The sequence below is a fragment of the Chryseobacterium sp. genome (assembly GCF_029240215.1).
Taxonomy (GTDB): domain Bacteria; phylum Bacteroidota; class Bacteroidia; order Flavobacteriales; family Weeksellaceae; genus Chryseobacterium.
In genome coordinates, this window is sequence record NZ_JARBTK010000002.1 from 558,719 (window position 1) to 574,672 (window position 15,954).

Annotated in this window: 16 protein-coding genes; 2 read left to right on the forward strand and 14 right to left on the reverse strand. The window is 32.3% G+C overall.

Going from position 1 to position 15,954, the window contains the following annotated elements; translation table 11 throughout:
* Positions 1-50 precede the first annotated feature (50 nt).
* The gene (gene asnB, locus K0R77_RS06590) at positions 51-1,874 is read left to right on the forward strand and encodes an asparagine synthase (glutamine-hydrolyzing) (RefSeq protein ID WP_300350117.1); all 1,824 of its coding nucleotides are present in this window, start codon (positions 51-53) and stop codon (positions 1,872-1,874) included.
* On the opposite strand, the gene K0R77_RS06595 is transcribed toward asnB, so the two are convergent.
* From K0R77_RS06595 to K0R77_RS06610, 4 genes are read right to left on the reverse strand one after another with little or no spacing between them, the layout of a single operon-like run.
* Positions 1,869-2,984: a glycosyltransferase family 4 protein gene (locus K0R77_RS06595; RefSeq protein WP_300350120.1), complete on the reverse strand. Its 1,116-nt coding sequence runs from the start codon at positions 2,982-2,984 to the stop codon at positions 1,869-1,871. The genes asnB and K0R77_RS06595 overlap by 6 nt on opposite strands.
* Positions 2,972-3,916, reverse strand: a complete 945-nt coding sequence (locus K0R77_RS06600) for a glycosyltransferase family 2 protein (protein ID WP_300350121.1) — start codon at positions 3,914-3,916, stop codon at positions 2,972-2,974. Before K0R77_RS06600 ends, K0R77_RS06595 begins: the two co-directional genes overlap by 13 nt.
* Position 3,917: 1 nt before the next feature.
* Positions 3,918-4,712 (reverse strand): hypothetical protein, encoded by a 795-nt coding sequence (locus K0R77_RS06605; protein WP_300350123.1) that lies wholly within the window; start codon positions 4,710-4,712, stop codon positions 3,918-3,920.
* A gap of 14 nt (positions 4,713-4,726) precedes the next feature.
* Positions 4,727-5,290, reverse strand: coding sequence for a DapH/DapD/GlmU-related protein (locus tag K0R77_RS06610; protein ID WP_300350126.1), 564 nt, complete (start codon positions 5,288-5,290; stop codon positions 4,727-4,729).
* An 88-nt stretch (positions 5,291-5,378) separates the two neighbouring features.
* Between K0R77_RS06610 and K0R77_RS06615 the strand changes: the two genes are divergently transcribed.
* Positions 5,379-6,374: a glycosyltransferase gene (locus K0R77_RS06615; RefSeq protein WP_300350130.1), complete on the forward strand. Its 996-nt coding sequence runs from the start codon at positions 5,379-5,381 to the stop codon at positions 6,372-6,374.
* 24 nt (positions 6,375-6,398) lie between these two features.
* Here the strand turns inward: K0R77_RS06615 and K0R77_RS06620 are convergent, their stop codons facing one another.
* From K0R77_RS06620 to K0R77_RS06665, 10 genes are all read right to left on the reverse strand, one after another.
* Positions 6,399-7,082 carry an NAD-dependent epimerase/dehydratase family protein gene (locus tag K0R77_RS06620; protein WP_300350132.1) on the reverse strand — a complete coding sequence of 228 codons (684 nt, stop codon included), beginning with the start codon at positions 7,080-7,082 and terminating at the stop codon, positions 6,399-6,401.
* Positions 7,079-8,158 (reverse strand): non-hydrolyzing UDP-N-acetylglucosamine 2-epimerase, encoded by a 1,080-nt coding sequence (gene wecB, locus K0R77_RS06625; RefSeq protein ID WP_300350135.1) that lies wholly within the window; start codon positions 8,156-8,158, stop codon positions 7,079-7,081. The genes K0R77_RS06620 and wecB overlap by 4 nt, the downstream gene beginning before the upstream one ends.
* 29 nt (positions 8,159-8,187) lie before the next feature.
* Complete coding sequence (locus K0R77_RS06630; RefSeq protein WP_300350137.1) at positions 8,188-8,970, reverse strand: glycosyltransferase family 32 protein; 783 nt, start codon at positions 8,968-8,970, stop codon at positions 8,188-8,190.
* Complete coding sequence (locus K0R77_RS06635; RefSeq protein WP_300350140.1) at positions 8,967-9,740, reverse strand: hypothetical protein; 774 nt, start codon at positions 9,738-9,740, stop codon at positions 8,967-8,969. Before K0R77_RS06635 ends, K0R77_RS06630 begins: the two co-directional genes overlap by 4 nt.
* A 69-nt stretch (positions 9,741-9,809) precedes the next feature.
* Positions 9,810-10,703 (reverse strand): glycosyltransferase family 2 protein, encoded by an 894-nt coding sequence (locus tag K0R77_RS06640; RefSeq protein ID WP_300350143.1) that lies wholly within the window; start codon positions 10,701-10,703, stop codon positions 9,810-9,812.
* Positions 10,703-11,581 (reverse strand): glycosyltransferase family 2 protein, encoded by an 879-nt coding sequence (locus K0R77_RS06645; RefSeq protein ID WP_300350146.1) that lies wholly within the window; start codon positions 11,579-11,581, stop codon positions 10,703-10,705. Before K0R77_RS06645 ends, K0R77_RS06640 begins: the two co-directional genes overlap by 1 nt.
* A gap of 61 nt (positions 11,582-11,642) precedes the next feature.
* Positions 11,643-12,467: a glycosyltransferase family A protein gene (locus tag K0R77_RS06650; protein ID WP_300350149.1), complete on the reverse strand. Its 825-nt coding sequence runs from the start codon at positions 12,465-12,467 to the stop codon at positions 11,643-11,645.
* 109 nt (positions 12,468-12,576) lie between these two features.
* On the reverse strand, positions 12,577-13,692 hold the full coding sequence (locus K0R77_RS06655; RefSeq protein WP_300350152.1) for an acyltransferase: 1,116 nt from the start codon (positions 13,690-13,692) through the stop codon (positions 12,577-12,579).
* A 59-nt stretch (positions 13,693-13,751) separates the two neighbouring features.
* Positions 13,752-14,630 (reverse strand): glycosyltransferase, encoded by an 879-nt coding sequence (locus K0R77_RS06660; RefSeq protein WP_300350155.1) that lies wholly within the window; start codon positions 14,628-14,630, stop codon positions 13,752-13,754.
* Positions 14,627-15,907: a polysaccharide ABC transporter ATP-binding protein gene (locus K0R77_RS06665; RefSeq protein ID WP_300350158.1), complete on the reverse strand. Its 1,281-nt coding sequence runs from the start codon at positions 15,905-15,907 to the stop codon at positions 14,627-14,629. The genes K0R77_RS06660 and K0R77_RS06665 overlap by 4 nt, the downstream gene beginning before the upstream one ends.
* Positions 15,908-15,954 lie beyond the last annotated feature (47 nt).

The window sequence follows — 15,954 nt, forward strand, 5'->3', positions numbered from 1 at the left end:
ATGGTCAAAATTAACGAAATAATCTTAGATTTGCACCTTAATATTACGATATGTGTGGAATTACGGGGATTGTAAAGAAAAATATTCGAGAAGAAGTTTTCTACCATCAAACTCTTAAAAATATGACGGATTCTATCATCCACAGAGGTCCGGACGATGAAGGTCACGAGTATTTTCAGAACTGTTTTCTAGGTTTTAGAAGATTGGCAATTGTTGATCTTTCAAAAGACGGGCATCAACCAATGTATTCCAATACAAAAAATGAGTGTATCGTTTTCAACGGTGAGATTTATGGTTATCGCGACTTGAAAAAGGATCTTTTTGATTATCCTTTCCAAAGTAATACAGACACAGAAGTAATTTTATCACTATTTCAAAAATATGGAACAGATCTTCCGAAGCATCTTAACGGAATGTTTGCAATTGCGATCTGGAATGAGCAAAAACAACAGCTTTTCTGCGCGAGAGACCGTTTTGGAGAAAAACCGTTTTATTATGCTATCGGAAAAAATGGCGAATTTGTTTTTGCCTCAGAAATTAAATCTATTCTTGCGACAGGTCTTGTAGATGCAGAGTTGAATGATGAGGCAATTCACCATTTTTTAAAGCATATGTACGTGGATAGTCAGCAAAGTATCTATAAAAACATTAAAGTTTTACCTCCTGCTCATCAACTAATCTTTAAGGATGAAAAAATTGAAATTTCACAATATTGGAATTTTCCTGATCTGGAATCTAACATTTCGGAAGAAAAAGCTGTAGAGAAATTTCAGAAATTGGTAGAGCAATCTGTTGAGAAACAATTGGTAGCAGATGTAAAAGTAGGAGCATTTTTGAGTGGAGGCTTAGACTCCGGGACGTTGGTTGCGCTCTCTTCAAAGAAAAATAATAATTTGACAACTCTCGGATTTCAATATGAAGGTGATTGGGACGAAATGCCTGACGCAAGAAGCATTGCTAAAAAGTATAGTACGGATCATAAAGAAGTAAGTCTGCAAAAATCAGAAATTCCTAAAACACTTGTGGAAGTTTTGCAAAAATTAGACGAACCGCTTGCAGATACAGCTATTCTTGCGACTTATACAATATGTAAAGAAGCAGCGAAAAACATGACCGTCGTGATCACAGGTAATGCAGGAGACGAGCTTTTTGGTGGTTATAAATGGTATCAGCAAGAAAAAGAAATTCTTGAGAAAGGAGGTGCTAATTCTGCATTCCTTCCATTTTATAAAATTGGCTCAACCCTTAGTGAGAAGGTAGGACTTGAAAAATCAAGACTTTACTTTTTAGATAAAATTTTCAGATCTAAATTTCCTGATATTGTAGCGTATCAGAAAGGAAAGGTTCACAGTAATTTTTCGGAAGAAGAAGTTTTTCAATTACTAAAAAGCAAACAAAATTACGAGCATCAATACAATTTTAATTTAGATAAAAACAATCTGAATACCTGTATGAAAATGGATCTCACCAATATCATTCCGGGAGATTATCTCGTAAAAGATGACAGAATCGCAATGATGCATTCTATTGAGTTGAGAACACCTTTTCTGGATAAAGATCTCGTTGAATTTTGTGCAGCACTTCCTGCCAAATATAAAGTGGACAGCAGTAATACAAAGATCATACTCAGAAAGGCATTTGGAGATCTGCTTACAGAAAACATCCTGAATAAGAAAAAACAAGGTTTCGGAGCACCCATCAGTGATTGGCTGAAGATCCCGGCAATGGAGGAACTTACGGAGAAAATTCTAAAAAAATCTTCATCAAAAATCTTTAAAAAATTAGATTTTCAGCAAGTTCAAAAGCAACTGAGCTATAATTATAAGCATTGGTCGCTTTTGGTTCTTGGAATTTGGATGGAAGAACATTTATAAAGCTACCGCTTTACGAATAGCTTTTTCCACTTCTTCGATATGTTTTCTCATCGAGAAGTTTTCGTAGATAAATTTTTTCCCGTTTTTCCCGAAATTTTGACTAAGAGAGGGGCTTTCTAGCAGGTGAATCATTTTTTCACCCATATTTTCCCAGTCATTTTCGTCAACAAGAAAACCTGTTTCTCCATCAATTACGGTGTCAATAATCCCGCCGTGTTTTGTTGAAACAACAGCTAATCCTGCAGCAGAAGCTTCTAATATTGCTACCGGAGTTCCTTCTGCATCGCCGATTTTTGTAGTGATAGAATGCTGTACAAATATTGCACTTTTTGCGAGTAATTCCATCTGTTGTTCTTGTGATATCCAGCCCGGAAAATCTACAGAATTTTCAATTTTCAATACTGTGACCAAATTTTTCGTTTCTTCAAAAAGTTCGCCTTCACCTGCAAAAATAAGTTTAGCTTTTGGAAATTTCTGTAGTACTTTATGAAATGCTTTTATGGTGGAAAGAGGCGATTTCATTTCTGCAAATCTACCGATTGCGATAAAAGTCTGAGAATGATAGTCTGGATTAATATTGAAAAATTCATCTCTTGCGCCCAATGGAGAAAAAATAATTTGGTTATCCTGAAAGCCAAATTCTTTCAGCTTTGGAATCATGTTTTTTGCAACAGGAATAACCAATGATTTGTACTTTGCAAGTTTTTCATATTCATCCCAATTGCTTTTAACAATTTCTTTTTTGTGAACTTCATATCCCAAAACATTTGCTACAATGGGAATGTTAAGCTCTTCACAAGCCTCTCTGATCGCAGAACCGGTATTCATGAATTCTGCAAGAACACAATCGATTTTTTCGTTTCGCAGTATTTTTTTGAAACGGTTTTTGATAAGTGAATTTAATTTTCTTTGATTTTTTAATGAAATAAAAGAATACCAATATCTTATCAATTTTTGTTGCCTCAAAGAAGTTCCCATATAAAAATAAGGAATAAAGCCTCCGAATAAAACAATTTTATCGAAGGGAAGAAATTCAATATAATTTCTGCTGAAAGAACCCATTGGTTTGAATCTTCCGTTGGTTGCTATAGCGATCTTTATTTTTTCCATCTGTTGCTGACTTTTATGAAAATTCCTTTATAGAACAATTGGGCTTTAGAAATATTCAAAAAAGAATACTTAGAAATCCTGAAAAAAGATGATTTAAATATTTCTTTCAGTGAATGATCCCGAATCCATTCATTAATTAAATTGATGTATACTGTTTGTTTTTCATGGTTACTGTATTCAAAGTTTTCAAGGAAAAAATGATTTGCTTTTATTTTTTCTTCAATTCTTCTTTCTCTTTTTTCCACAGTATTATAATTTCTGGTAGATTGAGATAAGTGTCTGAAATAGTTTTGTTTGGTCGCATGGAAATAAACGTTGCCCTTTAATAAAATATGTGCATAAAAAAGCCAGTCACCAGAAGTTTTAAAATCCTGAATATGCTCTATTGCATTTTTTGCAAGATCTTTTTTAAAGATAACCGAACTGGCATTTAAAATAAAATTTTTCTTTGAAAGATATTCTTTTACGTAAGTTTTACCATCAATTTTGTGGTCGTTATTCCAAAGAGAGGCATCAAGTTCTTGAGTGTATTTTTGTATTGTATTGAAAAAAGGTTCCTCATTTTCACCGATTAAATAAGAGTCACAGTAATACAACGAAATGTCCTGAGTCTTTTTAAGGATTGTATTTGCCGTCTCCAAAAAATCAGCCGTGCAGAAGTCATCACTTTCTGCAATCCAGATGTAATTATATTTCGATAATTCCAGACCTTTTTTCCATTGGGCAAAAGGACTCCCGGAATTGGCAGTGTTATAAATTTTGTGGGTAATTCTTGAATCACTGTATGAATCAATAATTTCGATACTTTCGTCAGTCGAATGATCGTCTAAAATAATCACTTCAAAATCTATAAAAGTCTGCTGAAGTACCGAATCAATTCTTTTTTTTAGAAAGCGTGCATGATTGTAATTTGGAATAATAACAGAAAACATATTAATAATCTTTTTTATACCCTGTTAATTCTCCTTTATCATCTAATTTCCAGGAAGCGGAATTTCCGGCTTTCGTAAAGTAGTAACGCTGCTCTTCAGTATAATTTTCCGGATCTACAAACCAACCCATATGCTGGCTTGTATAATTACCTCCAAATCTTAGAGCTTTATAAAAATTAACACTTTTGAAATGTATCGGATATTGTGGTTTGTATAAGGCAAATGTGGTGTCAATATCTGCCAAATAAACATTTTCTTTCACTTCGTTTTCCCAATATTTTTTTTCCCATTCAATGACTTTATTTTTGATTGGGTAAGAATCAGGTATGTTTTCTAAATCTAATGCAAAACCCACTTTTGTGATTTTATGGAAGTTTTTTTCCAACTCGGAGATAAAATTCTGAACAAAATCAATAGGAAGGTCAAAATTGGGTATGATATCTGGATCTGTCAAAAAATAGTATCCTTTTGCATACTTTTCTATAAGTTGAGGGGAATCAAAAAACACACGGTATCCTTTATTGGTAGCTTGTCTTTCAATATGTACTTTATCTTTGATTTCCTCAAAATATTTTAAAAGGGGTTCATAGGTCGAGCAATTATCAATAATTACAATATTTGAAAAGTTTCTCTGGATAAAAAAATCAATAAGATTTCTAAGGCTCTCAAGTTGATTATAACTAATGATGATTATAGGAATCTCTGTAACATTTTTTAATTGTGATCTTATTGTTTTATTTGATTTTTTAAGATATAAATAAAATAGATATTGTAAGAAGTTTTTGATTTTTTTCATTGGGGCAAACTTGATTATAGGAAATTTACGTGATGATCTTGCTTATTGATGATAATAGAATTGTCGGGAACATCCTTATAAATCACGCAGCCTGCACCCAGAATCACATTATTACCAATGGTAACATCTTTTAGGATAATTACATTTGCCCCTGTCCATACATTGTTGCCTATTTTTACTTTACCGGTATTAAATTCAGTTTTAGAAACGGAAAAAGGCTCTTTTGTGTATTGATGGTTATGGTCAAAAATTTTCATTCCTTCACCTAAAATACAATTTTCACCAATACTGATTTCTCCAAGACAAGAAATTGTTGCTCTGGTTATGTAAGTGTTTTTTCCAATATTCAGTTTTGCATTGGACTTTACCGTAATGTAGTTAAACTGGTTGATTGTCACATTTTCAGCAATATTAAACAATGCTGTGGGTGATAGGTCGAAATAGTTATCACTTCCTGTTTTAAAACTTTGATGAATATTACTTCCTGTTGTGAAAAATAAATTTCGCTGTTTCGCTGTGATACACAGATTGACAAAGTTTTTTAATTTTATAAATAAAAAGCCTAGAGCAGTTTTCATCATCTTTTTTTCTAATCATTTGATACAAAGATAAAGTTTTAGTGTTTATTTATATATTTTTGCTTGAAATTAAGCATTAATATTTCTTATGAATCCTTTGGTGACTGTCTCCGTTCCTATTTTTAAATGTGAAGCATTTATTGAAAACTGTCTTAGGTCTGTTAAGGATCAGAGTTATCAAAATATTGAAGTCATTTTAGTTAATGATCAAACCCCCGATAAAAGTATTTCTATTGCTGAAAAAATGATCAGTGAATATCACTTGTCAAACTGGAAAGTCATTCATTTAAAAGAAAATTCGGGACTTTCTGTCGTAAGAAATGAAGGAATTCTGAATGCAAAAGGAAAATATATTTTATTTGTTGACAGTGATGATGAGCTTTATCCTGACGCTATTGACAATTTGGTAAAAAAGGCAGAAGAAAATGATGCTGAAATTACAATGGGAGAAGTTCAGGGGATCAAAATACCGTCACAGGAGATTGTTGATGTTTTTCCTATTCATACCAAAACAGATATTCTGGAGGGGAATCAAAAGATTTTTGAAGAACTTGTAAATGGTGGATTTGCGGTGTCTTCCTGGAATAAATTGATATTGGTTGATTTTCTGCGTAAGAATGATTTGTATTTTACTAAAGGCTTGTACGCACAAGATTCTCTCCATACTTTCGAGATGGGATTGTATCTGCAAAAAATCGTTTTTTTAAGAAAAAAAACTTACAAATATTATCTCCATCAGGAATCGGTGATTCATAACCGCAAGAAAATTCATTTTGATAACTGGATTACCATAGCACAAAAAATAAATACGTATTTGCTCAAAGAAAAAAACAGCTCCCGAAAAAAACTCATTCTTGAATATTTAGTCAGCTTCAAAGCAATAACGCTTGAAATGAATTGGAAAGCACAGCAAAACGAACAGCTTTGGAAGGTGAGTTATAAAGCTTATAGTAAACTCGGTGGTTTAAGTTTTCTAAATTATTTATCTGGTAATTATTCTTCAAAAATGAAAAAGCAGGATCTTTTTTACAGATTACCGTTATCTTTGGGATACAAATTTTTCCGTTGGAGATTTGATAGATGAATGAAGTCTCTTTCGTCTGTGGTGTCACAAAGAATAATATTTCTCAAGAATACTAAAGAGGTACAATTCTTTATCTGTTAAATTATTTTTCACAAAATAATGTTCAACATCGGGTATATTAATGTCATAACCTGAGCCACTTTTTATCAGATTAATATCAACTCTTTTACTGTAAAAACGTTCTATAATTTCTAAGATTTCAATGATAGAATAATTTTTAATGTAAGCGAGATTAATAATATTATTAAAATTCTGATTGTCAATTAAATCAAAAGTTATTTTTCTAATGTCATCAGTGTCAATCAAATTGCGTGTTGCTTTTGTATGAACATTGATAGTTTCATTGTTTTTTACGGCATTTACAATATAATTCATCAAAAGATTGGGATTGCCCCCTTTTCCGACGGCATTGCTGACTCTCAGAATCAAATATTTTTCACACGAATTTTTAATTATCTGCTCCATTTTGAGTTTATGAAGTACATAATTGCTGTTGCTTTTGGAAGAATCGTAAATGCTACAGGTAGAAAAATAAACAAAAATCTTATCTTGATTTTCAGCAATTGTTTGTTTGATCAAATTTTCTTCTCGGTTAAATTCTTCAGGTCTGGTTTCTAAAGAATTTGAAACACCAGATGCAAAGAAAATTGTATTTTCTCTGTCACACCCTTTAAATAATGAGGCGATTAGCCCTCTGCCAACTATCATTCTAATACTTTTTTAACAATTTTTTCAGCAGAATTTCCGTCACCAAAGGGGTTATTTTCACTTTTGAAAATATATTCTTCAGGGTTATTATAAATGAAATTAAAGCTGCTTTTAATTTTCTGAATATCTGTTCCTACCAAAATACCACAATTGCAAGAAATTACTTCCGGTCTTTCGGTTTCTTCACGTAGAATTAATACTCTTTTCTGCAAACTTGGTGCTTCCTCCTGTATTCCTCCCGAGTCTGAAATAATTAGTTTAGACTTTGCCATTTTTCTGATAGCATCAAGATAAGAAAGTGGTTCTGTGAAATTTATATTTTTTGGAGTTCCGTTCTCAAAAGCTTCCATAATGATTTTTCTCGTATTGGGATTGGGATGCAATGCCCATTCAAATTGAGCTTCAGGGTTTTCTTCAGCCAACTCTTTGACAGCCTGAGCGATATTTCTCAATGGCTGACCAATGTTTTCCCTTCTGTGAGCGGTAATAAATACAAAATCTTTGTATTCAACGGCAATATTTTCTTTTTTTGTGACGTATTGAATCATATCGACAATACTGTTTCCAACCAAAGAAATATTGTTTTCCGAAATATTTTCCTTTAAAAGATTTTGTTTTGCCAATTCTGTAGGAGAAAAATTAACATCAGCTGTTAACGAAACAACACGCCTGTTGAACTCTTCAGGAAAAGGAAGTTTTATATCTGATGTGCGAAGACCTGCTTCGATATGATAAAATTTTCTTTGTTCCAGAAAAGCAACCATTGATGATGCTAAAACGGTAAAAGTATCACCTTGTGCAATAATTTTTTGAATATTTTCTTGATGAACTAAATTGGATATTTCATCAATCAGTTTTGCGATAAGATTAGAATTTGTAAAAGCCAAAGATTGTACAGAAAGTTGATAATCAGGTTGTACATCAAAACTTTGTTCCATCTCTGTAAGAAGAGAATCGTGTTGCCCGGTATTGACGATACAGATCTTCTGATTTCTTTTTCTGAACTCATTGATGATGGGGAAGACCTTTAGGAATTCTGGTCTTGTTCCGTAAATAATCGCAATTTTATCATTCATCCTATATGTTTTTGTAAAAATAATAAAACTTAACGTTTTAAACGTTTAATAATGTGTTTTAAAAGCATTTTTAAAGGAAATTGGTTAAGAATCTCATCTGCAGAAAATTTTTGCATATTGTTGACTACGTTATGAATCTCCTTTTTACCATTTTTCATTTCAACAATATTTTTAAGATTGAAATGAGCATGTACAAAATCTTTAAACGGATTGAGTGTATTGCGCTCGTGCCACGTTCCTACAAAATGATGAGCGGCATAATTTTTAGGTAAATCAAGGCAAAAATAGGTAGAAGGATAAATGACAATTCCATCTGCGAGTTCTTGATATTCGTCTTTATCGGGATCTACTTTGTATTCTTTTATCAACAGATCAGAAACAAAAACTGTGTTTGTAGTCAAGTTGAAATCTGTTTTTTTATTATAAAAATCTAATACTTTTTTTGGCCACGGGTGAGCTTTTTCGGTTGCCCAAAGCGCAGTAAATGGAGATCCTTTGATCTCAAATCCGGAAAAAGCACGGTGTATGAGAAATTCATCCAAAGAAAATTTTACTTCCACATCAATATCCATGTAAATGCCGCCTTGTTCAAATAATGCTAAAGCTCTTGCATAATCTGAAACAAATGCCCACTTTTTCTTTTCTGCTGCAAGACGTACATATTCGCAACAATTGATGTCAAAATTAGATTCATTCCATTCAATGATTTCGTAATCTGGAAGGTTTTTTTTCCAGGAATCAAGACAGATGTAGAAAGATTCCGGTTTTGGGTTTCCACCAAACCAGCAGTAGTGTATTTTTTTGGGAATCATTTTTTACTTTTCACAGACATATATAAAAATATTCCTGCCGTTATTATTTTATTTTTATTTTTATCAAAAATCCAACGATGGGTTGGGTGACCTCTGTAGGTACCATTTATTGTAAGCCCCGTTAAAACATTATTAATTTTTTCGTTTTCTGCAATATCATCATAGATAATTGAAAGATTGTGGGTGTCTTTAAATCTGGATATCAAATTACCTAAAATTTTATTGTCGTAAAAATGGTGGATTTCTACCAAAATATCTGTTTCAGATTGCCAATGGAATTTTTGAGGTTGCAACAAGAAGTCTTCCGCACCTTCACAATCAATTAGTAAAAAGTCAATTTTTTCCTGCCAGTTAAGCAGTATTTCTTCTGTGGCTTCATGAAAGTTGATATAAGGTTTTAGATTATTGATTTCAATCCAGGAATCAATAAGTGGACGAAATTGTTCATCCATTTCAAACACATACATATTTTTCGGTCTTAGAAGATTGCTTAGTCCTGCAGGATAATAGCCTTTGTGACCTCCAATTATCATTATGTTTTCGATGTTTTTATTGATCAGTTGAGAAAAGCTCTGATGAAGAACCGATTCATATAGACCTAGTACCTCAGATAATTTCAGGCTTGGTTTCAGAATGTCAGGAATAAGTAAGCCTGCAAAAGGGCCGGTATATATTTGGTTTCCTGTTTTCTCTAAAACAGAAGCGGTTGTCTCATTTTCTGAGAGGGGTTTTGATAATAATTTTTTTTTAACTCTTGTAAGTATTTTCATCATGTTTAGTTTTAATTAGCTGTGTGAGCAACCTTTTAATTGCTATTTGTATTTTTTGCTGAATATTAATTATGATAATAATATCCTTATTTTATTTAATCCCTTAAAAATACCAAATGTTGTGATAAGATGATTATAAAATTGTTTTTTTTCGTGAGGTGATAGAAGTTTTTTTTGTTTGCAAAGAATTTCAGATGCTTGTGAAAGTAGAAATCTCTGTGATGATTCGGATACCTTCATTTTTTTTGTCTCTAAAAAAGTGTCGTAAAAATAAAAAAAACTGTTATGATAAATATCATCCTGTGTTTTGAGGTTTGATTGATAAGATTCCGGATGAAATCTGCGTAATGACAAAACGATATCTTTAGCTACAGCTTTTTCACTTGTGAGAAGAAGTTTTACAAAATAATTGTATTCTTCTGCAGACCTGTTTTTTTCAGTAAAGCTTATTGAGCTTGCAACCGTAGTCTTTATGATTGGATCTAAGGTAAGCCAGTTTATTTTTTTTTGTATAAAATGATCTGCAGTGATGGGAAGTTCAAAAAGCCCACGATAGTTTATAGGATGATGATTCTCGGGATTATTAAAATATTCTGTTTTTGTAATCACAAAATCGTAATCACCGGAAGTCATATATTTTACTTTTTCTTCTATGTGATGAGGGGTCATAAGATCATCACTATCAAAAAAAATGATGTAATTTCCATTGATGTTTTTCATTCCCAGGTTTCTGCAAGCATTGGCTCCTTTGGGATAATTATGAGGACGCTTGATGAGCTTGAATCGAGAATCTTTTATAAGATACTGTTCTATAATATTACAAGAATTGTCGGTAGAACCGTCATCTACAATAATGCATTCCCAATTTTTATAAATTTGTGACAAAATAGAATCGAGTGTTTCTCCAACAAGAGATTCTCGGTTATAATTGGGTATGATAATTGAAACAAGTGTTGTTTCCATTAGAAAAGATATTTAATTAGCCTGATGCCGTTTATAATATTATCTCGTGAGACAGTGAATATGATGTTTGAAGTTGCGTTTTTACCAGTATAATAATAATGTTTTTTTAAACAATTCAGCAGTATCTTTTTCTGTTCGGAAGTAAATAAGTGATAGTAACGAGAAATGATATAGCTGTAAAAAGCATTTGTAGCTTGTGATTTTTCTTTGCTATTGTTGCTCAAAGAAGAGATGTTTAAACCTGAGTTTCTTATGAAAATATAGCTTTTCTCAGAATACAATATTCGATCATTTTCTGCATAATCAAAAATCATACAGTCATCACTGTGCCAAGCTAATGGAAATTGATTTATTTTGTGTTTTCTGTAAGTTTCTGTTCGGAAAATATTTTCTGACAGAGAAGATAAACTAACGTGATCTATTCGTGAAATTAAAAAATCTTTCCTGTTTATAATAGGTTTTGAAAAAGAAAATTGTTTTATAAATTGGTTTTTTGCATCAATAATTTTTATAGGAAACTTCAATACATTTATATTTTCTCGATCAAGAGTATCTAAGGAATCATAAAATTCATCCACAAAATTTTCTGACAGCATATCGTCATCTCCCAGAATCTGAAACCAGTCTTCTTTTACATTTTCAAGAATTCGCTGCCACTGTAAAGCGAGATTTTTACTACCCAAATTATTATTGTAATTAAAATAGTGATGGGAAGACTCATCAAAATATTGATCAATTATTTGCTTAGGATCATCCGGACTTGCATCATTTCCTATGTACAATGTAAAGTTTCTGTTACTTTGTGCAGCGACAGACTTTAGAGTTTCTTCAAAGAAATCTATTTTGTAATAAGGTATAACAATAGCGAGCTTATTCATCTTAAATTGAGCTTATTTTGCTTTTAAAGGTTGCATAGTGATTAGCATTATTAAAATTAATTTATTTATTAAAAAAATTTAAAACCTTGTCAATAACACGGTATCTTTTACTGTTTAATTTATCCAATAATCTGATGCGATCTTTTTTGAGTGCTCTAGCAGTTGCGAAGTGCTCATAAAATCTAAGTATATTATCCCTATAAGCTTTCGAGTGTTTGTCGTAAATGTAATATCTGATGTTTTCATCATGATGTTGCATCGCTTCGGTATTTCTTGATAATTCTTTTATTCGGTATTGAAAACCAATGAAATCAAGCTTCGTAACCTGTAGTTTGCCGTAAAAAATATTCAGATGAATCCAAAACTCCCAATCTTCATAGCCGTTAACCATATTTTCATCATATCCCTTTATTTTTTCCCAAGAGGTTCTTTTGTAAAAAGAGGTACAGAAAATTGAGTTTTCTAATAAAATATCAGCATGATGGAACTGATCAAGCACCATTTCCCCGGATTTCGCACCAAAATATTCTGCTCTGCAATAGATTACATGAGGATTGTTGCGGAATTCCTGAGATGCAAGTGAGATGTAGTCTTTGTCTATTTTATCATCACCATCCAATGGCAATATCCATTCACCTTTAGCTCTTTCAATACCAAAATTCCTGGCAGATGATACACCTCCGTTTTCTTTTTCAAAATAAATAAAACGAGGGTCTTTTTTTGTCCAGGCTGTGGCAATCTCACGGGTGTTATCTGGCGAACCATCATTAACGATGATGCATTCCCAGTTGAGGTAAGTTTGATCAAAAACAGACTGCAGACATTCGTCAAGATACTGTGCCTGATTGTAGCAGGGGACGATTACAGAGACAAAAGGTTGAGGCATATTGTGTTTTGAATTAACAAAGATATTAAAAATGAAGGAATATATTATTTTGGCAGCTATAAATAAAACTATAGTATAATCTTTAAAAACAATTAATCTGAAAATAATTCTATTTCTTATCTCTTAACTTAGTTGTTGGGATTTCAAAATATTTATATAGTAAAAAGGATATTATATAAATAAGAAACAAGAATGTTAAAAACTTTGTATATGCAAAGTATTGATTCAACTCATTTAGAAATTCTAGCCTGTCAATAATCCATAATTGTACTAATGATAAATTGACTAAATACATTGAGTATGAAATTAAACTTATATATGTAATACTTGTGGCTATTGGTGATGATGCCCTTTTACATGACTCTAATAATGGGAGTAGTAACACCACGCCAACAGAGAGAAAAGTAAAGTGTAAAACTGAATGATAAAAATTAGCAGATCCAAACAATTGAAATTTATTAATTAAAATTAAAACAATACCTACAGCAAAAAATGCAATTTTGTTTGTATTCCAAAGATTAGAATGATAGTTTTTGATATATGCAGCTAAAACGCCAAACATTAAACTGTCTAATCTGGTAATAACTTGTTTACTAAAAAAAGCATCCCATACATTAATATTATATAAAGATTGATCTATTGTAATGAAATATCTGCAAAATCGATAAAATATAGTAAAACCTATGACAAAAATTGCTGTGTAAAGGATAGATTTTTTTGTATTTAAATGAACAATATTAATAAGAATAAAAATGATGATTGGTGTTATAATATAAAACCATTCTTCAACACTTAAACTCCAGGCTTCGGGAAAGAATAAAGGATGTGGCGTTTTGAAATTTTGGAAAAATATAAAATATCTCAGTTTATCGGTGAGAGAAAATATTGGGGTGAAAAGCAAATTTAAGATAAGTAAAATACATAATATCAAAAAATAAGCGGGTACTGTACGAAACCATCTTCTTTTCCAGAAATCAAAGAGTGTCTTTTTAGTAAAATCAGCATTGTTTAGAATTTTTATTAATATTCCACCAATCAAAAATCCACTGAGTACAAAAAAAAATGTAACACCGTCAAATAAAAAAAAATGTAAAAACTTAATATATTCTTTAGGTAAATATTTTGTGCTATGGTCAGCAACAACAAAAAAAATCGCAAAAAATCTTAAAAGGTCAAGACCAAAATTTCTGCTTTCAGGAATTTCAATTGTAAAAATTTTTTTCATCTGTTTGAGTTAGAATAAATACACTCTAAATTTTTGGTAAGATTCAATATCTTTAGAAATTATTTTATACGGGTGTAATATCTTTTCAGCCTGTTTTCAAGTTTAAGAAGAATGGAAATTGCATTCTTTTTATACTGAAACGGGACATATTTAAGAAAAGAATTATAATTAAAACTCTTGATTCTGTTTTTGTAAATCAGCTCATTAAAGCGATAAAGACGTGCCTTGTTTTCTCTGTTCTGAAACGAAGTCGAATTTTGAGAATAATGATTTTGGTGCAAAACAATTTCCTCATCCACAAATTTAATCCGCAAAAGTGCTTTTACTCTTTCGATCAGCTCATTATCATCATAAGCAATCCCCAAAGCAAATCGTTCGTCAAATCCTTTAAGCTTTTGTAGTGATTTTTTTGAAATTGCGGTACAAAAATGATAAGCTTCCGGACGATGAACAGAATGATTATACCATCCTGCATCACCATCATTTAAGATAATATGATCATCTTTTTGTATGATAGCAGTAATTTCTGTTGGCGTTTCAAGCAATAAATCTAAGTTTTCTGTAGAATCTTTATCCAACGAAAAACAGGCAAAACTCAAATAATTGGTGTCGGTAAGATTGTTTTCTGTATATTCTAAAATATTTCCAAAATGTAAGCATTCCGGATTCTGCAATATCACTTTGTCTCCTTTAGCTGCCCTAAATCCTATATTGAAAGGGATGCAGGAATTTTGGTACCATTTATTTTTTTTCTCCAGACGGATGACTTTCAAAAAAGGAAACTGCGCTGTTAAATCCTCCAATCTTTCATGTTCATCACTTCCGTCATCTACGGCAATTACTTCCAGGCCTTTGTCAAAATTTTGTCTTGCAATGGTCTTTAAAGTTCTTTCGAAGAGTTTTTTTCTGTTATAATATGCGGTAACAATGGAAATCATAAAGATATTTTTTTACTTTTCCATGAGCTTTCCACGCCGGTTTTCCCGGGTCTTACACCTCCATACTGCTGAAGAAATGAGCTTTCGTCTTCCTCTATTTCAAATGCAATCTGATATTTAGGAAGATGATCGACCACAGTGTTGCTTGATGGCGAAGAAATAGCGAATGTAGCGGTGTAGAAACCTGTAGTCAGGAGGTTTTTCGGGAGCATACATTTTAGATTCCAATTACCTGTTTCTGGTTTTGCAAAACGTTCGGATGTATAGTCAGATGTCCAGTAAATTAAGTCATCATCATTATTCTTAATATCGATTGTTATGTATGCATTTTCTACCGGAACTCTGCTTACAATATCAAAATTAAATTCTAAAACATCTTCCGTAAAAAGACGGTTGTGATCGTAAGGTTTTTGGAGTTCGACTTTCAAAATCTGCATATCTTTAGATTCATCCAAAGGATAATCGATAACGAAGTTTTTCTCTGCAGATGCAAATTCCATATCATATCGGTTGAGTACGCCGTCTATTTTTCCTGTGGAAATAATTTCGCCGTTTTTTAAAAGAATTCCCGTATTGCAAAGTCTTCTTACGGCGGCAAGGTTATGACTTACGAAAAGTACCGTTCTGCCTTCGCCTTTACTCACATCACCCATTTTGCCTAAACATTTTTTCTGAAACTCGGCATCACCCACAGCCAGAACCTCATCAACAATAAGGATCTCAGATTCTAGATGTGCCGCCACTGCAAAAGCAAGACGTACATACATTCCTGAAGAATACCTTTTTACAGGCGTATCAATATATCTTTCAACACCCGAAAAATCTACGATCTCATCAAACTTCCTTTTAATTTCCTTACGGCTCATTCCTAAAATAGCCCCATTTAGGTAAACATTCTCTCGTCCTGTCATTTCCGGGTGAAATCCCGTTCCGACTTCAAGAAGAGATGCTATTCTTCCGTTGGTGAAAATCTTACCTGTAGTTGGCTTTGTTACTTTACTTAAAAGCTTTAGAAGGGTAGATTTTCCGGCTCCGTTTCTGCCGATAATTCCCACGGCACTTCCTTGCTCGATTTCAAAGTTGATATTTTTGAGCGACCAAACATACTCGGATATTCCTTTGGTGGAGCGGTCGTTGGCTTCGCCAATTTTCAGATAAGGGTTTTCTTTTCCTCTCACTTTGTACCAAAACTTGTTGAGGTCGTGAGACAAAGTACCGGTTCCGACTTCTCCGAGACGATATTGTTTTGATATGTTTTCTGCCTTTAATGCAAGCATGTAATTTAAATTTTAAATTTGGTTTCTTTTTGTGTTTTTGTAATCTG